The organism is Nocardia sp. CY41 (genome assembly GCF_009829325.1).
In the GTDB taxonomy this organism is placed as follows: Bacteria; Actinomycetota; Actinomycetes; order Mycobacteriales; family Mycobacteriaceae; genus Nocardia.
This window is the reverse complement of the sequence record NZ_VUOS01000019.1, coordinates 1-18,549: the sequence shown is the minus strand read 5'-3', so window position 1 is coordinate 18,549 and position 18,549 is coordinate 1. Positions and strand designations below refer to the sequence as shown.

At 65.8% G+C, this 18,549-nt stretch carries 16 protein-coding genes; 3 read left to right on the top strand and 13 right to left on the bottom strand.

Translation table 11 applies throughout. The features are described 5' to 3' along the window. Window positions 1-7: 7 nt before the first annotated feature. The 10 genes from GVY64_RS20830 to GVY64_RS20785 form a co-directional block, all read right to left on the bottom strand. A complete protein-coding gene (locus GVY64_RS20830) occupies window positions 8-1,186 on the bottom strand; it encodes an MCE family protein (RefSeq protein WP_159843987.1) in 1,179 nt (392 codons plus the stop codon). Further along, window positions 1,183-2,316 carry an MCE family protein gene (locus tag GVY64_RS20825; protein ID WP_159843985.1) on the bottom strand — a complete coding sequence of 378 codons (1,134 nt, stop codon included), beginning with the start codon at window positions 2,314-2,316 and terminating at the stop codon, window positions 1,183-1,185. The genes GVY64_RS20830 and GVY64_RS20825 overlap by 4 nt, the downstream gene beginning before the upstream one ends. Next, window positions 2,313-3,413, bottom strand: a complete 1,101-nt coding sequence (locus GVY64_RS20820) for an MCE family protein (RefSeq protein ID WP_159843982.1) — start codon at window positions 3,411-3,413, stop codon at window positions 2,313-2,315. Before GVY64_RS20820 ends, GVY64_RS20825 begins: the two co-directional genes overlap by 4 nt. Further along, window positions 3,413-4,432, bottom strand: coding sequence for an MlaD family protein (locus tag GVY64_RS20815; RefSeq protein ID WP_159843980.1), 1,020 nt, complete (start codon window positions 4,430-4,432; stop codon window positions 3,413-3,415). Before GVY64_RS20815 ends, GVY64_RS20820 begins: the two co-directional genes overlap by 1 nt. Continuing rightward, window positions 4,423-5,445, bottom strand: coding sequence for an MlaD family protein (locus GVY64_RS20810; RefSeq protein ID WP_159843978.1), 1,023 nt, complete (start codon window positions 5,443-5,445; stop codon window positions 4,423-4,425). Before GVY64_RS20810 ends, GVY64_RS20815 begins: the two co-directional genes overlap by 10 nt. Beyond that, window positions 5,442-6,893, bottom strand: coding sequence for an MlaD family protein (locus GVY64_RS20805; protein ID WP_159843976.1), 1,452 nt, complete (start codon window positions 6,891-6,893; stop codon window positions 5,442-5,444). Before GVY64_RS20805 ends, GVY64_RS20810 begins: the two co-directional genes overlap by 4 nt. Window positions 6,894-6,901: 8 nt before the next feature. Further along, window positions 6,902-7,765, bottom strand: a complete 864-nt coding sequence (locus GVY64_RS20800) for an ABC transporter permease (protein WP_159843974.1) — start codon at window positions 7,763-7,765, stop codon at window positions 6,902-6,904. 2 nt (window positions 7,766-7,767) lie between these two features. Then, entirely contained in the window at window positions 7,768-8,739 is a 972-nt protein-coding gene (locus tag GVY64_RS20795) for an ABC transporter permease (RefSeq protein WP_159843971.1), read from the bottom strand. 196 nt (window positions 8,740-8,935) lie between these two features. Continuing rightward, on the bottom strand, window positions 8,936-9,124 hold the full coding sequence (locus GVY64_RS20790; protein WP_159843969.1) for a hypothetical protein: 189 nt from the start codon (window positions 9,122-9,124) through the stop codon (window positions 8,936-8,938). Further along, window positions 9,124-9,348: a hypothetical protein gene (locus GVY64_RS20785; RefSeq protein ID WP_159843967.1), complete on the bottom strand. Its 225-nt coding sequence runs from the start codon at window positions 9,346-9,348 to the stop codon at window positions 9,124-9,126. Before GVY64_RS20785 ends, GVY64_RS20790 begins: the two co-directional genes overlap by 1 nt. 652 nt (window positions 9,349-10,000) lie before the next feature. On the opposite strand from GVY64_RS20785, the gene GVY64_RS20780 reads away from it, so the two are divergent. After that, window positions 10,001-10,948: a DUF3089 domain-containing protein gene (locus GVY64_RS20780; protein ID WP_159843965.1), complete on the top strand. Its 948-nt coding sequence runs from the start codon at window positions 10,001-10,003 to the stop codon at window positions 10,946-10,948. A 46-nt stretch (window positions 10,949-10,994) separates the two neighbouring features. Here GVY64_RS20780 and GVY64_RS20775 read toward each other — a convergent pair whose 3' ends face one another. Then, window positions 10,995-11,567, bottom strand: coding sequence for a DinB family protein (locus GVY64_RS20775; protein ID WP_159843963.1), 573 nt, complete (start codon window positions 11,565-11,567; stop codon window positions 10,995-10,997). Between the two features lie 61 nt (window positions 11,568-11,628). On the opposite strand from GVY64_RS20775, the gene GVY64_RS20770 reads away from it, so the two are divergent. Beyond that, a complete protein-coding gene (locus GVY64_RS20770; RefSeq protein ID WP_159843960.1) occupies window positions 11,629-12,630 on the top strand; it encodes a helix-turn-helix transcriptional regulator in 1,002 nt (333 codons plus the stop codon). A gap of 518 nt (window positions 12,631-13,148) precedes the next feature. Here the strand turns inward: GVY64_RS20770 and GVY64_RS39145 are convergent. Next, window positions 13,149-13,523, bottom strand: a complete 375-nt coding sequence (locus tag GVY64_RS39145; RefSeq protein ID WP_442939610.1) for an integrase core domain-containing protein — start codon at window positions 13,521-13,523, stop codon at window positions 13,149-13,151. 1,001 nt (window positions 13,524-14,524) lie between these two features. On the opposite strand from GVY64_RS39145, the gene GVY64_RS38905 reads away from it, so the two are divergent. Beyond that, window positions 14,525-17,437, top strand: a complete 2,913-nt coding sequence (locus GVY64_RS38905) for a helix-turn-helix transcriptional regulator (RefSeq protein ID WP_159843958.1) — start codon at window positions 14,525-14,527, stop codon at window positions 17,435-17,437. A 228-nt stretch (window positions 17,438-17,665) separates the two neighbouring features. On the opposite strand, the gene GVY64_RS38740 is transcribed toward GVY64_RS38905, so the two are convergent. Next, entirely contained in the window at window positions 17,666-17,794 is a 129-nt protein-coding gene (locus GVY64_RS38740; RefSeq protein ID WP_268895655.1) for a hypothetical protein, read from the bottom strand. Between the last annotated feature and the right edge of the window lie 755 nt (window positions 17,795-18,549).

Below are 18,549 nucleotides of genomic sequence, written 5' to 3'. Positions count from 1 at the left end.
GAATCTCCTAGTTGCCGGGGGCCGGGCGAGACAGCTCATCGCCACCGACGCCCGGCGGTCGGGTGGACCCGTTGTCCGGGATGTCGGGGCGCGGCGCATTCGCCGAACCGCGCACCTGCAGGGCAGGATCGTTGGTGACGCAGTAGTTGTAGAGCCGGACCCTGGTGTCGGTCATCTTGTCCGTAGGCACCAGCGGGATGGTGTCGTATTCACAGGTGGGCCGCGGCCAGATGTCGACCAGTGTGTAGAAGGCATCGTCGTGGGCGGGTATCCCCAGCGCCTGCGACCCGACCCGCAATGCTGGGAACAGCGCCGCGATCGCCGGTGCGCGCAGCTTGGCGGCCTTGGTGATGGCGACGAAGTTCGTGACCAGGTTGGTCAGCGGGTCTTCGGTGCGGGACACGAAGCCGCCGAGTGTGCGGAGTTGGACCGGCCCTTCGTCCAGGAGATGACGGAGTTCCTGGTCCGCCGCGGTCAGCTGCTCGAACAACACCCCGCCGGTGCGGGTGAGTGTCGCGAGGTCCGGCTGCGCGTGCGACGTCGTCTCCGCGATCACTTCGAGGTTCTCGATCAGTTGCCGTGTCTGGGGAAGCAAGTCGCTCAGCCCGGCCATGGCGCGGCTGATGCCGGACACCATGTTCCGCAGCTGGTCGGGGCCGCCGGCCAGCGCCTTGTCCAGTTCGTCGATGATGACGTTCAACCGGTCCGGGTTCAGGCCCCCGATGAAGCCGCTGAGGTTGGTCAGCACCGACTGCACCGTGACCGGGACGGTGGTCTGGGACCGTTCCACCAGCGCCCCGTCGGTGAGGTAGGGACCGGTGTCGGAACTCGGACGGAAGTCGAGATATTGCTCGCCCGCTGCCGACAGCCTGCCCACGGCGACCGTCCCGCCCACCGGGATCTTCGCCGACGAGTCGATCTCGGCGACGGCCACGACGCCGCTGCCCGCCACCTTCACTTCGCGGACCTTGCCCACCCGGGTACCCCGGAATGTGACGTCGTTGCCCGCCGACAGTCCGCCCGAGGACTGGAGCTCCACCGTCACCGAGTAGTCGTTCGGCAAGGGATTGATGCGCAGGACTTCGGCGCCGAGATAGGCCGCGCCGACGATCAGCACGACGACCGATCCGAAGTTCGCGACCGCGACGCGGCGACGCACCAGCCATTGCCACAGCGGAGGATTCACCGGGCCCCTCCTTGCTGCTGGGGTTGCTGCGGTTGCTGGGGCGGACTGGTGACCCGGCCGATCACCTTCTCGATGACCTGCGCCAAGCTGCCGACGAACGCGGGCACGTCGCCGAGTTCGGGCGGCCTGCTGCCGCTGGGATCGGTCAAGGCGCCGACGCTGAGGTAGGACACCGTCGCCGCGACGGCCAGGGTGGGGCCGTCCAGGCTCGCCATCAGCCCGGGATAGATGGTGTGCAGACCGTTCAACGTGCCGCCCAGGTCGTCGCCCATCCGGGTGAAGCCGGCCATCAACCGCTGGATGCTGTCGAACAGGCTGACCGCCTGCGGCCCGGTCGTCTCGGTGAAATCACCGAGCGCGGTCATCGTGATCGAGACCTTGTCGAGCAGATCGACGATGGACTGGTTGTTCTCGGCCAACAGCGCCAGCAACGCCGGAAAGGTGTCCGCGGCCTCGCCGAGTTCGGCTTTGCGCCGGGCCAATTCGCCGGTCAGCACGTTGAGGCCGGTCAGGACGTTGTCGATGTCGCCGGTGCGCTGGTTGAGCGCGGCGATGACATGGGTGAGTTCGCTGAGCAGGTGTGCCAGTTGCGGGGCGCGACCGGCGAACATCGAATCGAGTTCGGAGGTGATCTTCGCGGCCTGATTGATGCCGCCGCCGTTGATCAGCATCGAGACCGACATCATCAGCTGCTCGACGGACGCGGCGGCCGACGTGTGCTCGGTGTCGATGACGTCCCCCGCGCGCAGGTTCTCGCCGCCCGGTGCGGTCGCGGGCAAGGTCATCGCCACGAAGATGTCTCCCAGCGGCGTCGCCTGGCGCAGTTCCGCGGTGGTGCCCCGGGGCAACTGGATGTCTTCCCTGATCAGCATGTCCACTTCCGCGATGAAGTTGGTCGTGCTGATCGCGGTGACGACGCCGATATCGGTGCCGCCGATCTTCACGTGCGCGTGATCGGGCAGGTTGAGCGCGTCACGGAAGGCCGCGCGGATGGTGTAGCCGGGGGCTCCGATGCCGGGTTTCGGCATCGGCAGATTCGCCACCGTCACACTGCAGCCGGTCGCGGTGCTCATCGCCGCGACCAGCGCGGCCGCCACCGTCGTGCGCCGAAGCGCTTTCCTGCCGGTCATTTCGTGATCCCCAGTAGTGCCGCGGTCAGACCGAAGTCGGGCCCGAAATCCTGCGGTTTCCCGGTGCGGCAACCATCGAGGCGCATCTGGATGCGTTCGCAGAACTGCGACACGACCTCGTTGTCGAGCAGGACCTTGTCGGTGAGCGCGTGCAGGCGCAGCGCTTGATGTTCCCGGCTGACGGCGTTGGACAGGTTCTCGAACAGCAGCGGCCCGACGTCGACGATCTCGGTGAGGCCGCGGGAGTTGGCCCGCATCTGTTCGGTGATGGTCGTGAATCGCTCCAGCGCGCCCGCGAGCTGATCGGAGTTCTCGCCGACCAGCGTGCCGGTATTGGTGACGAACTGGTCCAGCTGCTGCAGCACCGCTTGCAGGCCGGGCGCCTGGTCACCCATCAGCTGCACCAGTTCGGTGAGGCGGCCGCTGAAATCGCGCACCGTCTGGTCGTTCTGGGCGATGATCTGGGTGATCTCGTTGAGTTCGACGATGGTGTTCGAGATCTGGTCCTTGTTGGCGAAAGTCACTTCGAAGGCCGAGGACAAGGCGTCCAATGTCGCGCGCAACCGGTCGCCGTTGCCGTCCAGCAGCGGGAACAGAACCCGGCTGGCCATCGGCCCGTTCTGGTCGTCGCCTTTGAGCGCGGCTCCGAGCTGGTCGAAATTCTCCAGAATGCGGTCGAATTCGACCGGTGTCCGCGTCCTGGACAGCGGAATGTGCATTCCGTCGGTGAAAACGGGCCCGTCGCCGCTGTAGGCGGGGGCGAGTTCGACATGGCGGTTGGTGATCAGCTGCGGCGACACCAGGGCGGCGATCGCATCGGCCGGGACCTCGGTCCCCTTCTCCAAGCTCATGGTGACCTGGACGTAACTGCCCTTCGCCGCCACGGTGTCGACCCGGCCGACCGGGACGCCCAGTACCGCGACCTCGTTGCCCGCGTAGAGCCCAGCGACGTTCTCGAAATCGGCGCTGATGCGGATGTGCTCGCCCAGGTACTGCCTCGGCAGCGCGGTCAGGCTGTCGGGCACGAGCGCGCAGCTCGCGGTGACCAGCGCGGCCGCGATCAGGCCGCCGACCTGCGCGAATCGTCGTTTTCTCATCAGTTGCACCCCTGTACGGCTCGGGCGAAACACAGCCAGTTGTCCGGGAAGAACCAGGGCGCCCACACGTCGCCGTACGGCCCGTTGCCGACGGCGTTGTTGAACTGCCGCAACGCGATCGGCATGTTCTCGTAGAGCCGGTCCAGATTGTCGCGGTTCTTCTGCAAACCCTCCGACATGGTGTTCAGATCGTGGATCAACGGCGCGAGCTGACCGTTGTTCTCCACTCCCATCTCCTGTAGCAGTCGCGACAGGGCCGCGACATTGTCGAGCAGCTGCTTCAGCAGATCCTGCCGCTGCCGCACCGCGTTGCCGATCGCTTCGCCGCGGGTCAGCAACAGCAGCACGCTGTTCTGATTGTCGGCGACGAGCTGGGATACCTGGTCCATGCTCTTCAGCAGCGCGTCCACCTCGTCCCGGCGATCGGTGACCACTTTGGCGAGCGCGCCGATGCTGTCGAGCGCCTGGACCGCCAGCTGCGGGGAATCCCCCAGCTGCTGATCGACCAGATCCAGCGCTTGGCGCAGTTTCTGCGGGTCGAGGCGTTCGATGCGTTCGAAGGAGTTCTTGTACTTCGGGTCCTGGATGACCTTGCTCAGGTTGTACGGCACCGAGGTGTTCTCCAGCCGGATGCGGTTGCCCGGCAGTCCCTTGCCGTCGCCGGGGAGGAGGTCTACGTGCAATCGGCCGAGGATCGTCGACATCTCGATCGCCGCGCGCGCGTCCGCGCCCAAGCGAAGATCGCGCCGAACCTTCAGGTCCACCAGGACTTTGGTGCCCTCGAGACGCACGGAGTGCACCTCGCCGACTTCGATCCCGGAGACGTCCACCGTCGCGCCGGGACGGAGACCGGCAGCTTGGGCGAATTCGGCGTGAATCGTCTTGTCGCCCAGACGGGCCTGGGTCAGGACACTCGATCCGATCAGCAGAGCCGCCACCGTGGCGGCCGCGATCAAGCCGAGTCGCAGGTACCGATTCCGCAGGAAACCCGGGGTCGGAAGGCGCCCGATCACCGGCACACCTCCGAGTGCGAATTGCCGCCGACCTGGGAGAACAATCCCGGCGGCAACACCACGCCCCACAACGACACGTCGAGGCTGCACAGGTACGCGTTTCCGTAGGCGCCGTTGCTGGTGAAGCGGGCGACGCCGTTGAGGACGGCGGGCAGTTCGACCGCGGCCCGGTCCAGGGACGCGCCGTTGAGCAGCAACAACGCGACGCCCGTGGTGGCGTCGTGCTGCGCCCCCGCCAGGCCCGGCTTGACCTGCATGATCAACCGGGTCAGCGAGTCGGTCGTGTCGGCCACCCGGTCGACCGAGTGCTTCAAGCTCTCTCCTTGCGAGTAGAGGGCCTCCACCAGCGCCCTGGCCTGCGTGATCAACGTCTCCAGCTCGCCGCTGCGGTGGGCCAGACCGCTGACCACCGAGCTGAGATTGCCCAGTACCTCCCCCAGGATCTCGTCGCGCTGCCCGAAGGTGCCCGCGAGCTCGGAGGCTTGCACGATGAGGCTGCGCAGGGACACCTGATTGCCCTGCAGCGCCTGGATCAACGTCTCCGACAGCGAATTGACCTGATCCGGCTGCAGCACGCTGAACAGCGGTTCGAATCCGGACAGCAACGCGGACACGTCGAACGACGGCTCGGTGCGCTCCAGGGGGATCTGCGAACCGGCTTCGACGACGGCGCCCGCCTCCTTGCCCGGCGCCAGGGCGATATAGCGCTGGCCGATCAGGTTCTGGTAGCGCACCAGCGCCTTCGTCGTCGTGGTGAGATGCTGGCGTTCATCGATCCGGAAATCGACCCTGGCCTGGTAGCCGTCGGCGAAATCGATCTCATCCACCCGTCCGACCCGCACGCCCGCCATCCGCACGTCGTCCCCGACGCGCAGGCCCAGCACGTCGGAGAAGATCGCCGAATAGCGGTGGGTGTCCCCGTCGACCGACCGCTGCAGCGTGGACCAGATGGTGAAGGTGAGCGCGACCGCCACCACCGCGAAGAAGCTGAAGCCCGCCAGCGCCTTGGCCGATTTCATTTGCCCCGCCCTTCGTCGTGGGCGGACACGGTGACCGATCCGCCCGCCAGTACCGGGCTCAACAGCAGGTACTGCGCCACGGTGGGTCTCGTCCCCACGATCGCCGCGACGGCATCGGATCCGCGCAGCGCGATCGGCTGGACCTCGGCGCCTGGGTTCTGCGTGCCGGGCTCCGTCGGCGCGACGGCGTCCGGCGTCGGCGCAAGGCCCGGGATGGCCGGCAGGCCCGGGATGAAGGGAAGACCCGGAATCGCCGGTAGCCCAGGAAGCACCAGCCCCATCGCGCCGAGGGGGGCGGGCGCCGCCGGTACCGGCGGCGGTCCTGCCGCGTCGAGCCACTTCGGCATCAGTTGCGGCGGATAGTTCTGCTCCGGAGCCACCTCGGGCACCGTGGCGCCGCCGCACCTGGGGCCGTATTGATCGCCGTAGTGCGGGCAGTCCTTCGCCGTGTACTGCTGGAACGGCGTGAACGACACGTCCATCTTCCACACCATCTGTTCGGCCGGTCCGTAGCGGAACGTAGTGGCCAGCCGTTGCAGCGCCACGTTCAGGTTCGCGGCCGTGTAGGGGATGGCTTCCGGGTCTGCGGCCAGACCGCCGAACAGATCGTCCAGCCCGGCGACGAGGAACTTCCCCGCGTCCGGATTGCGGGCGAACAGGGCGTTGACCGTATCGACCGTGGCGTTCCCGGTGGCCAGCAGACCGATGAGTTTCGCTCGTCGTTCGGCCAGGGTGCGCGCCGTGGTCACCGACTCCGACAGCACCCCGACCAGCTCCGGCGCCGACTGGCTCAGCGCGATCGAGGCCCGCCCGAGATCGCCGAGCAGCGTGTCGACACCGGGTGTCCCCCGGATCTCCGTCAGCCAGACGTCCAGGCGCTCCACCGTCGAGCCGGGCGCGCGGGCCGCGGGATCCAGCGCCGCCGCCAGGGTGGCCAGCACCCGGCCCAATTTCTCGGGCTGGATGTTGTCGAGCACGTTGCGCAGGACGTTCAATGTGGTCTGCAACGCCACCGTCTCGCTTCCGGTGTCCTCCGGGATGGTCGCACCGGCGCGTAGGGTCTTCGGTTCCGGCCCGTTGTCGACGAGTTCGATCGCGGTGACGCCGAACAGATTGTTCGGGATCACCCGGGCGGTCACGTTCACCGGAATGGTCGAAGCCACCTCCGGTCTCAAGTCCACGTGCGCTTCCTGCCGGGCGCCGCGCGCGACCACGTCCACCGCGGCCACCCAGCCCACGACCATGCCGCGGAACTTGACGTCCGCCCGTCCGGGCAAGCCGTCACCGGTGCTGGTGAGCACGACGGTCACCGGGACCTTGTCCTCGAAATAGCCGGTGTAGCGCAGCGCCAGCAGGTACAGCAGCACCGCGATCGTGGTCAGCACGGCCAGCCCGGCGAGGGTCGACTGCCTGGCGCTGGGTCCACGGCCACTGGGGTCCAGAATCATCGTCGGCCCTACCCCGAAATCCGGAATCCGGGATCGATGCCCCAGATGCTCAAGGTCAGAAAGAGATTCGCGAAGACCATCACGACGATCACCATCTTGATGGCACGCCCGGCCGCGACTCCGACGCCTTCCGGGCCACCGGTGGCGACATAGCCGTAGTAGCACTGGATGAACGTCGAGAGCATCACGAACACCACGACTTTGAGCAAAGAGAAGAAGACGTCCGTGCCGATCAGGAACTGGAAGAAGTAGTGGTCGTAGGTGCCTGCCGCCGTTCCGCCCAGGAACAGCACCGTGATCTTGGTGGTCAGATAGGCGGTGGCGAGGCCGATGCTGTACAGCGGGATGATCGTCAGGGTCGAGGCGATCATGCGCGTGCTGATCAGGTACGGAAGCGGGCGGATGGCGATGGACTCCAGTGCGTCGATCTCCTCGGAGATCCGCATCGCGCCCAGTTGCGCGGTGAACCGGCAACCCGCCTGGATCGCGAATGCCAAAGTCGCCAGGATCGGCGCGAGTTCCCTGGTGGTGGCGAATCCGGAGATCGCGCCGGTGAGCGGAGACATCGTGAGGAGGTTCAGCGCCGTGAACGACTCCATCCCGACGATGATGCCGCCGAACGCGCACAAGATGACGACGACGCCGATGGTGCCGCCGCCGACGATGAGCGAGCCGTTGCCCCAGCCGACGTCGGCCGTCAACCGTGCCACCTCACGGCGGTAATGCCGCAGCACGAACGGGATGGCGCCGAGAGCCTGGAAGAACGTGATGGCCTGATGCCCCAGGCGCTGGTTGGCGTGCACCGGCGCCAGCGCGGTCTTTCCGACACTGCGCAGCGGCTTCAGCGCCGGAGGTGTGTAGGTGCTCGCCATCCTCACACCACCTTCGCCGGGAACAAGGTGTTGTACAGCTGGGTGAGAATGATGTTGGTGGCGAACAACATCAGCGCGGAACTGACCACCGCCGAGTTGACCGCGTTCGCCACACCGCCAGGGCCACCGTGCGCGTGCAAGCCGATGTCACAGGCGATCACCGCGGTGAGCACGCCGAAGATCGCGGCCTTGACCAAGGCGATGATCAGGTCGTTCGCCACCGCGAAGGAGGCGAACGAGCTGATGAACGAGCCCGGCGTCCCGGATTGCGCGTACACGTTGAACATGTACGCGGTCGCGAATCCGACGAAGACGACGAAACCGCAGAGCAAGACGCTCACCAGCGCCGCCGCCGCGAGCCGCGGCGCGACCAGGCGGCGCACCGGATCGACGCCCATCACCATCATCGCGTCGATCTCTTCCCGGATGGTCCGCGATCCCAGATCGGCGCAGATCGCCGACCCGACCGCACCGGCCACCATCAACGCCGACACCAAGGGCGCGCCCTGGCGGATGATGCCCAATCCCGCCACCGCGCCGATGAATGTCGTCGCGCCCACTTGGTTCACCAGAGCGCCGACCTGAATGGAGACCACGACGGCGATCGGAATGGCCACGAACACGGTCGGCGCTGCCGACACGTTCGCCATGAACGCGCACTGTTTGATGAACTCCTGGTAGGGAAAGCGCCCCCGCACCAGCGAGACGAAGAGTTGGATGATCGCTTCGCGGCCCAAAGTGACCTGCCGGCCGAGGGTTTCCAGTGAGCGCTGGGGGTGGCGCCGCCACAACCCGAAGCGCCGGCGATCATCTTCTCGACTTCGCCCGGTTCCGGTGGCGGTTGCTTGTCGGCCGGCGTTCGCAGCGAGGCAGTCACTGGTGGCCGTTCCTTTCGATTTCTCGTCCGCCGCGCCGGCGGCTGCCCCTTCGATGGCGCGGAGCGTGTGCAGTGTTGCACACCTCACAGACGTCATACAAGCGACAAGTGATTGACAATTACTTCCGTAAAGCAAAGCGGCGAGCCTCGCCTCGAGCCCAACGATCCCACCGGATTACCCTTGCGAAGTGCACATATGAGTCAGTAGGCAGGTCGACACCGCTTGACAATCGAGCTCATGCTGTAGGTATGTAACTCTTCATTCCAAATTTGATGAACGTGTCGCGAGACGGTTAGGCGAGAGCTTCCAGCCACCGTTGCAGCAACACCACGAGCGCGACGAGCACCGCACAGCCGGCCAGGAACAGACTCAGCACAGCCACCCACAACCCGGCGCGAAGAACGGGATTCACTTTCATCTGCCCACCGAGGATCTTGACCACGATCACGAGAACGTCGATGAGCCACACCAGAGCCATCATCAGGTCATGCACACATTCGAGAAGGTGAGCACCGGCCAGCACACGATCGATCCCAGGAACGAGATCACCAGATCGATGCCGTGCATGTCGCGCAGATGACTGGTGTGCGTGAGGGTCCAGACCACCCCGGCCAGCCCGTAGGGAACGCCGATGATGACGAGGGTGCCGAGGAACTCGGAGACCTTCATCTCATAACCGAGTATTCGGTCGAGTCTCTTGAGCATGCGTCGATGCATCCTTTCGCTTCGATCCACGCGCCGCCGCTTACCGAGCGGCGCCCGCGCCGGGCAGGCGCCCAGCCGCACGGGTCAGCCGAGGGGATCCGAGCAATATGTTAGTCACTATTCTCACGAGAATGGAAGACTTGCAGACGAAGACACTCTGTACCACGCGATATGAGCAGGAGATCGACCCATCGGGCCGAGGTGTTCACTTCGTCATGTTGACGGCCATTCTCGCGTATATCTCGTGGGATCGCCTGGCCCGACTCGTGCAGCGCTGACTGGTGCCGTTCGCCGCGGGATGTGACGCAGACCCACGATCGAGGCCCCGGTCCGTGCGATGGCCGCTAGGCTGACGCCAGCCCAGGCGAGCGTTTCCGGTTCGGCACCGGTGGCCGGGTGCGGAAGCAGTGAGGTATGCGCGATGCGGAAAAGTCGGTGGGCACGGACGATTGCGGCTGTCGTGTGCGGAATCGGGCTGTCGGCGGGCTCATCGGTGAGCGCGGCGGCGGACCCGCTCGACGACGCCGGCGTCGTCTGGTTGTGCCGGCCGGATCGAGCCGATGATCCGTGCCGAGGGAGCTCGGCGACGACAGTGCGGCGGACCGGGCAACCCGATGCGCGCGAAGATCCCGCTGTCCCCACAGATTCCGGCGTGGACTGCTTCTATGTCTACCCGACGGCATCCTTGGAGCCGACACCCAACTCCGGCACCGCGGTGACGCCGGAAGTGCGGGCCGTCGCGGAACAACAGGCCGCCCGATTCTCGCAAGTGTGTCAGGTCTTCGCGCCGGTGTATCGGCAGCGGACCCTGACCGCGTTGGCGGCCGAGCGGATCTACACCCCCGAGCAGCGCGCCGAGATGGCGCGGATCGCCTACGGGGACGTGCTGCGGGCGTGGCGTCAGTTCCTCGCGGAGCGCGAGAGCGGAAGGCCGGTCGTGCTGATCGGGCATTCGCAGGGTGCGCGCATGCTGCGCCAATTGATCCGGGAGGAGATCGAGCCGCAGCAGGCGGTGCGCGACCGGATCCTGTCGGCGATCCTGCTCGGCGGCAATGTGGTGGTGCCCAGGGACGGCGACGTCGGCGGCGACTTCCGGTATCTGCCGCTGTGCCGCAGCGAGCTGCAGACGCGGTGCGTGCTCGCGTGGCAAACTTTCGGCGCGACCCCGCCGCCGGACAGCCGATTCGGCCGCAACCCGGCGACCCCCGAACCGCTGCCGCGGCCGTACGGTCCGGACTACGAGATCGCCTGCACCAACCCTGCTTCGCTGGACCACAACGAAGCGCGCGTCGCGGCGACCGTACTCCGTACCGGCCCGGTGCCCAGCCCGCTCGGCGTCGAAGTGGCTCTGCGCCAAGGGCCGTCCGCCGTCGCCGCCCCGACCCCATGGCTGATCCCCGCCGAGCAGTACCGGCTCCGATGCGTGCGCGACGGCGGCGCGTCGGCACTGATGGCGACGCCGGAACCGGGCAGCCCGCAGCTGTATCCGATCCCGGATGCCACGTGGGGTCTGCACTTGACCGACGTGGAGATCGCGCTGGGCGATCTCGTGCGCATCGTGGCATCCCAGAGCAGCGTCCATCGGGCAGCGGACCGCTGAACCGAGCGATACCCCTGCGATCCGAGCAGCCGAAATTCGTATGGGTCTACTGCGGGCCCCTGGTGTGCAGGTAGAGATCGCGCAGCAGACAGACCTCGGACAGGTGGTGGATCAGTTCACGGTGGATGTGCAGCACCAGATCGGCCATCGGCGCCTCGGGGAAGGGCTCCTTCGGTCCGATCGGGACGTGGAGTCCGTCCTCGCCGAGCCCGCGCACTCCGGCCAGCCAGGCGTCGAGCTGCCCCTCGAGCTGTTCCAGCGCGGTGGCCGCGTCACCGGCGTATTCCCAGGTCTCGTACGACGCGGCGGGCCCGCCGAAGTGGGCCGCGTTGCGCACGGCCAGCACGCCGACGATGACGTGACCGAGCCGCCAGGCGATCGTGGTGAACGGCGCGGGCACCGGCGTCGGGAAGGCGTAATCGATCGTGAAATTCCCCGACCCGCCCTGCATCTGCGCCATCGAGCTGCCGCGCGGCCGCACGCTCCATGTGTCCGGCACGGGCTCCCAGAAGTACTCGTCGTCGGTGAGGCCGCGCAGCCGGTCCCGCAACTGACGGTTCCAGTGCGCCTCCCACTGCTCGCGCAGCGTCCTGTTCCAGTCGGGCTGGTCTGTGTTCATGCCGTCACCCTGACATACCCAGCGGACAGAATCGGTCCGCTATTTCTGGCAGGCTGACGATATGGGCGCGGCGAGCGGAGAGGAGCGGGGCACCACCGAACGGGTGCTCACCCTGCTCGGGCTGCTCCAGCAACGCCAGGTCTGGACCGGTCCCGAACTCGCCGAACGGCTCGGGGTCACCGCGCGCACCGTACGCCGTGATGTCGAGCGCCTGCGCACGCTCGGTTATCCCGTGCACGCCTGCCAAGGCGTCGGCGGCGGCTACCACCTCGGCCCCGGGCAGGACCTGCCGCCCCTGCTGCTCGACGACGAGGAAGCGATCGTCACCGCGGTCTCGCTGCTGGTTGGCGCGGGTGGTGCCGTCGCGGGCGCGGGCGACGCCGCACTCCGGGCGCTGGCCAAACTGGACCGGGTACTGCCCATCCGGTTGCGACACGAAGTGCATGCCCTCTCCGGCGCGGTGGAGTCCTTCGGCGCAGGACGCACCCCGGTCGATCCCGATGTCCTCATGACGCTGGCCAGAGCCTGCCGCGACGAGGTCGAGGCCGGCTTCGGCTACCCCGCGGGGAGCACGGTGCGACCGCGGCGAGTCGAGCCCTACCGTCTGGTCGCCTCCGACCGGCGCTGGTATCTGCTGGCCTTCGACCTCGATCGCGACGATTGGCGCAGCTTCCGTGTCGACCGGATGACCGACGTGTCGGCCCGGACGTGGCGCTTCCGCCCACGCGCGGCGCCCGAGGCGGCGGCGTATGTGCAGGAGGGTGTGGCGAGCCGGGTCTATCCGAACCGGGCCCGCTTCCTGGTGCACGCTTCCGCCGACACGGTGCGCGCGCAGATCCCCGCCTCGGCCGCCGTCGTACGACCGCGAGGCGGCGACCGATGCGAGGTCCTCAGCGGCGCCGCCGACAGCCTCGACTTCGTGCTCATGCACATGGTGCTGCTGGGGCACGACTTCGAGATACTCGAACCTCCCGAACTCGGGCCGCGCAGTCGCGCGCTGGCACGGCGACTGCTGTCGGCCGGTGCGAAGATCGCACCGACGCCGGACCTCGAGGAGTCTTGAGCAGCTCGCTGGATCGCGGCGGCGCGACGGTGCGCTTCTTCCCCGCCGGAAATCAGCCGGACCGATTCATCCGGATCGTTCGATCATCATGTCCCCTCGGCGGTCGACCGAGGAGCTCACCTGGATGAGGACCTCTTTTCATCACCGCTCGATCCGGTCCGGCGTCCAGCGGCGCCCGCCGGTGAGGACGTGTAGACGTCGATATTGCACAACGGGGCATAGACAGGGGGAGCCGAGACGCCCGCCTGGCGCACGGTCGCCAGTGCCCAGTCCTGAGCTTGGAACAAGGCGAGCCGCCTCGGGTATATCCGTCCGTGTCAGCTTCGCCTACACATGCCGAGTGTGCCAGTTCAGCGTCCCAACACAGATGTCCACGGTGGTTTACAGTCACCGTGTCACAGCACTGACGGCACTGGCATGGGGAAAGCCCTACCGTGCTCCCCTATTTGCGCGAGAGGGCATCGGCTACGGCGCGGTCCCTGAAGGTGCGCGGACAGTCGTGGCCATTAGCCATAGCTTCACACAACCGCCCCGGCGGACCACTGGCCGTTCAGGTGCCATGACGCGGTCGCCACCTCTCGTTCCGCAGTCCGCACGAGCAGTTCAGAGCCGGCAACCCACTCACAGTCACCTCTAGCTGTATGAGCCGGGACGTTGGTGACGCCGGTATGAAGGCGGCTGGCTGGTGGCTGGTTTTCGGCGGCGGTGTGTGGTCGATGGTCGTTGTAGTGGATGTTCCAGATCCCGAGCGCGTCGGTGCGCTGGGTTTCGCTGGCCCATTCACGGGCGTAAAGGAATTCCTCGGCCAGGATCCGGTGATAGCGCTTGACCTTGCCGTGTGGTGTAGGGGTTGATGCGCTGGTGGCGAGCGCCGAGCAGCACCTTCGAGAAATCGGTCGCCCGGTAGCAGGCGCCGTTATCGGTGACGATCCGCTGTATGTGGATGCCGTGAGCGGCGAAGAACGCTCGCGCCGGAAAACGAACCGATCGCGGTGAGGGCTTTCTCGACCGGCAAGGCTTCGGTGTAGGCCAGCCTGGAGTAGCCGTCAACCGCGGTGTGCAGGAACAGGTAGCCAGTGCGTGTGCCTCGCTTCTATGTGCGGGCGACAGCTTTGTCCCGATCGGAGCCATTGCCATGCACCCGCCAGCCGCCGCCGTCGGGGATACGGCCGACCTTCTTAACGTCGACGTGCACCATGTGGCCGGGACGGTGGGGGATGATGCGACGCGGTGCCCGGTTCGATGCGCCGGGCGGGGGCGAGAAACCGCCGCCGGTTCAGTCCCAGCCGGTGCAGGTGGCGACTGACTGTGCGTACCGAGATCGTCATGCCCGCGGCCCACAGGTCGGTGGCGATGCGTCGTGCCGACCGTTTGCGTGCACATGGCAGTTGTTCGATCCGCACGATCGTCTCGACTGGTGTCGGCGTCGAAGTCTCACCTGGTCTGATCTCAAGGCGTCCAGGCGCGCCGCTCAACCAAGTGTCTCCGCGCCGCAGGACATGTCACGTTGGGCGATAGTCCGCGGTCTCCCCATCTTCTCCCACGCTTCAAACGGACGACTCGAACTCAACGGACGATTCGAACTCTCGGTCACACCCTGTCCCGGTGCATCCGGTCATGATCGATAGATCTGTCCAGCCCCGGCGGTTAGCGTAAACGAATCATCCCTGCTCTCGGCATAGATTGGTGCACCGCCGATTGCTGTGCCTGCGGTCGAGTGCTCGTCAGTCAGCTGCCGCCGGGCTGGCGCGCAGCGTTCGGATAGGGATTTCGGAGCTCCAGCGACAGCCGTCCATGCTGTTGACTTCGCACAGCGGTATGCTCGAAGAGCAATGAGCATGATGACGGGGCCGACCACAGGCTCACCGAATGACTTCGTCGCTTGGGATACGAGATGGAGCTGAGTTCCACCGGTACAAACCCGAGCGAGAAGCTGGTAGGCAGAGCATCGGAACTGTTGTGCATGCAGCAACTGCTCGCCGCAGCTGCTGCGAACTCCGTTGGCGCTGTGGCAGTGTTGGGGGAACCCGGCATCGGTAAGACGCGCCTACTCGACGAGGTGTGCAAGCATGCTGCGGACATGGGTTTCCAGGTATTGACCGGGCGTGGCTCAGAGTTCGAGCGGGAAGTCCCCTACGGCTTGGTAGTCGAGGCTCTTGATGAGCGATTCGGCGTTCTGGACGCCGAGGTCGTCGAAGCCCTCGGCCCGGATCGGGTGTCTGAACTAGCCGCCGTGTTGCCGTCACTCGCGGGACGCGGCGGCCAACTTGCAAGCCGATTGCAGGTGGAGCGTTTCGAATTCTACCGCGCGGTGCGCGCCACATTCGAGCGTCTATGCCGCAGCCGCCCACTGCTACTGGCGCTTGATGACGCACACTGGGCCGATCCGGCATCGGTCGAGCTGATTAGCTACTTGTTGCGACGGGCCGTCCCTGGCATGGTTCTAGCACTTGCGTACCGGCCACGACAGACGCCTAGCTTACTACTCGGCGCAGTGGAGCAAGCCATACGCGATGGTCTTCTGCAGGAATTCGAGCTCGCACCACTTACTATCCACGAAGCGGCCGACTTGCTCAGTCAAAGACCAGACTCGCCTCTCGTCCGACACCTGTACGCCGAGAGCAGCGGAAATCCATTCTATTTAGAGCAATTGTCTCGGATGGCACGTAACGATCCGGCCTCTTATCCTCATTCACCTGGCGTGGGCAAGGAACGTGAGAGCAATATCTCCACGGCATTGCGCGCGACTCTCGCCCGAGAGCTAGCAGTGTTGCCAGAGGATACACTCAGAGTCCTGCAAGCCGCCGCGGTGGCTGGCGATCCGTTCGATGTAGACCTTATAGGCGAGATCGCGGCTAACGACAAAGGGCGGGTGCTGAAGTGCCTCGACGCGCTCGCAGCTGCCGACCTCGTTCGGGCACTCGATGTAGCGGGGTCTTTTCGGTTCCGGCATCCGCTCGTGCGTCGAGTGGTATACGACACCACGATGCCCTGCTGGCGGTTCGATGCCCATAAGCGGGCAGCACGCGCACTCACGCAGCGCGGGGCTTCGCTCGGCACGCGAGCACACCACGTCGAACGCTCGGCCACCGTCGGGGACGACGAGGCGGTCGCAACTTTGAGCGCGGCTGGACACACGGTGGCGGCCCGCGCCCCCGCAGCAGCTGCTGGGTTGTTCGAAGCAGCCCTGCGGCTGCTGCCCGAAGCGAGCCGGTCTGATCGGCGGCTATCACTCATGGTTTCGTTGGCGGGAGCTCTCGCCTCGTCAGGTAATCTGCGAGAGAGTCGCGTGACACTAGAGCGAGCATTGGAGCTTATACCAGCCGATGCACCCGGCGATCGAGTTCGAATCATTGGAATGATAGCCCGCGCAGATCACGGTCTCGGACGGGCCGAGGAGGCCCGGCGTCTCATTACAACGGCACTCGAGCAGGCAATCCCTGGCAGCGCCGACGCCGTAGCCTTGCGTCTGGACCTAGCGCAAAATCACTTGATGATGCACGAGTGGGAGCGAGCTGTCGAGACCACAGCGCACGCACGCGAACAGGCACACGTCCTCGGTGATCCAGCTTTGCTGCTCGCCTCGACCGCCACTCTCGCCTGGTTGACCAGCTACCAAGGCAGCCTGACTGAGGCTAATGAACTGATCGACCTCGCCGCTGACGGTATGGATAGGCGTGACGTCGACCTACCCCCGGCGTTGCTCGAAGCACTCGCCGATCTCGTCTACGCGGAAATGACCAACGATCGCTTCCGCACGGCCGATCGCCACGCCGAACGCGGACTGTATATCAGCCGCACCACAGGGCACGGGTACGCGTTCGGCCGGTTCACCATCGGTGCGGCGGCAGCCAAGCTGTTCCTCGGCCAGCTGCCAGAGGCTAGGACGGCGGTCGAAACCGCTATCGAAACTGCGTTGTTGCTAGACAACGATCAATTGCTATCGACGGCAGAGACGCTACGGTGCTGGGTCGAGACCTTGCGCGGTGACCTGTCCGCGGCGTTAGCCGCTGGCCGCGCCGCAGTACGCTCCGCCAATCGCCAGCCGGATGCGCTTTTCTCGTGGTTGGCGCACGCGTGCTACGGCGAAGCCCTGATTGAATCCGGCGAGCTGGAACGAGGTCGTCACGAGATCCTGTCACTCGGCAGACCCCAGCTCGGCGGTCTTCCTCCGACCGCGGGCCCGTTTTGGCACCAGGCGCTGATAACGGTAGATTTGTCCGTAGGCCGGATGGATGAAGCCGAGGCACTGACCCAGGGCATGGAGGCGACTGCGGTGGGGCCTTCCCGCCAAGGAAACGCTTGCTACGCCCGCGCTCGTGTCAATCTCGCGGCGGGGGATTTTACGGCAGCCGCGGCGTCAGCTCACAATGCAGTCGAACGCTTCGAGACTGTAGAGATGGCAATCTGGGCCGCCCGCTCCCGGCTCCTAGAGGGCCGAAGTCTCCGCTTGGCCGGTGCAGGTGTGGCGGCGATACGTGAACTTGAAATCGCTTACGCGATTTTCCAAGACGCTGGGGCCGAACGGTTGCGGGACGAATGTGCGAAGGAACTGCGGATACTCGGTCGGCGCGTGCGACGACAGCCGCCCGGCGACGCACCGATGGATTCGCCGATGTTGACGAAACGTGAACGCGACATCGCAAACCGTGTCGCTCAGGGCTACACGAATCGTGAGATCGCGGCAGAGCTATTCGTCAGCCCAAAGACTGTCGAGAAGCATCTCGCACGGGTCTTCACCAAATTGGGCGTTTCGTCCCGGGGCGGCGTGGCAACTGCACTGAACCGTCACGACGCACCTCGCTGACGGCAGGTATACCGAGTAGGTTGACGGCCCTGTACAGATCCCGCGCAAGACGCGTTGCAGCACGCCGACGCAGCGCTGCCACGAGCGCCGGAGATGCCTTGACGTCACACGCGGGCCTGCGGGCGCAGCAACTCGACAACCGCGGTGGCGGTTAATGGCGTTTGCGGAGCTGCCAGGTCTTCGGGAACGGCTGTGCGACTGATCCCGATGGCGCGACGCGCCGGACAACTAATGCCGGTCCAGATACCGTGGCACACGCGCCACGCAGTCCTCGATAGCGCCGGTCAAGTGGGCTTCGACATTGCGCACGTCGAATACTACGACCAGATCGAGCCCGTTGAAGTAGTTGATGTTCATAAGTTGGTTCTCCCAACTCTGCAGAGCATAGCGATGGGTTGGTCAATTCAGCACAAGCTGTACGGCCGCTTCCCGCCCCTGGACCCCGCGAAGCACCCCTGCTGTCGAGGGAGGTGCACACCGGACACCTCACGCAAAGGGGATACCACCGCGTCTGCGACCGGACGGAGATGGTGTGACTGCCGGCCTCGATTCGATGTGCTTGGGATGCGAAGGGCCGCCTATATGGTCGACCTCCTTGCCGACCGGCCGACGCCGTTGCCGGGGCGGGTACCTTGGGGGTTTCCTTCCGGTCCCACGTTGCTCCAAGTCAACCAATTCGAGCAATACCTCTCATCCGTAGTTGTAGGGATGAGGGTGGACATGCGCTGGGGCCCGTGCCGCGACAACGGCGACTCGGGAGCTAATGCGCCGCTAGGATTTGTAGCACGGGCAGGTGCCGAAATGGGTGGGACTAAGCTCAGGCCAGGGTTCGCGCATGCCTGCCGACGCCGTTTGCCGGATCTCAGAGGCAGAACCCTGATCCGGGAACCCAGCCTTCCTTGATGACTGCTGCGGCGGCGAGGCGGGTCGAGCACAAGATGCGTCAGGCTGAAGACATGGTTAAGAGCTCCTAACAGGTTCTGTAGAGTGGCGGTGATTCTCGTTGCGGTGCAGTATGTTTCGTCGTGGCGGCCCCGTGGATCGTGGAAGACGAGTTGTGGACAGTGATCGAACCGCTACTGCCGGTCCGGGCACCAGGCACGCCGGGGCCG

What these genes read in the sequence shown, in the direction of transcription:
- GVY64_RS20805 (WP_159843976.1), bottom strand. Translation starts at nt 6,893, where the DNA reads ATGATTCTGGACCCCAGTGGCCGTGGACCCAGCGCCAGGCAGTCGACC.
- GVY64_RS20770 (WP_159843960.1), top strand. Translation starts at nt 11,629, where the DNA reads ATGGGCGCGGCGAGCGGAGAGGAGCGGGGCACCACCGAACGGGTGCTC.
- GVY64_RS20790 (WP_159843969.1), bottom strand. Translation starts at nt 9,124, where the DNA reads ATGATGGCTCTGGTGTGGCTCATCGACGTTCTCGTGATCGTGGTCAAG.
- GVY64_RS20795 (WP_159843971.1), bottom strand. Translation starts at nt 8,739, where the DNA reads ATGACGTCTGTGAGGTGTGCAACACTGCACACGCTCCGCGCCATCGAA.
- GVY64_RS38905 (WP_159843958.1), top strand. Translation starts at nt 14,525, where the DNA reads ATGGAGCTGAGTTCCACCGGTACAAACCCGAGCGAGAAGCTGGTAGGC.
- GVY64_RS20810 (WP_159843978.1), bottom strand. Translation starts at nt 5,445, where the DNA reads ATGAAATCGGCCAAGGCGCTGGCGGGCTTCAGCTTCTTCGCGGTGGTG.
- GVY64_RS20785 (WP_159843967.1), bottom strand. Translation starts at nt 9,348, where the DNA reads ATGCTCAAGAGACTCGACCGAATACTCGGTTATGAGATGAAGGTCTCC.
- GVY64_RS20820 (WP_159843982.1), bottom strand. Translation starts at nt 3,413, where the DNA reads ATGAGAAAACGACGATTCGCGCAGGTCGGCGGCCTGATCGCGGCCGCG.
- GVY64_RS38740 (WP_268895655.1), bottom strand. Translation starts at nt 17,794, where the DNA reads ATGAACATCAACTACTTCAACGGGCTCGATCTGGTCGTAGTATTCGAC.
- GVY64_RS20800 (WP_159843974.1), bottom strand. Translation starts at nt 7,765, where the DNA reads ATGGCGAGCACCTACACACCTCCGGCGCTGAAGCCGCTGCGCAGTGTC.
- GVY64_RS20775 (WP_159843963.1), bottom strand. Translation starts at nt 11,567, where the DNA reads ATGAACACAGACCAGCCCGACTGGAACAGGACGCTGCGCGAGCAGTGG.
- GVY64_RS20825 (WP_159843985.1), bottom strand. Translation starts at nt 2,316, where the DNA reads ATGACCGGCAGGAAAGCGCTTCGGCGCACGACGGTGGCGGCCGCGCTG.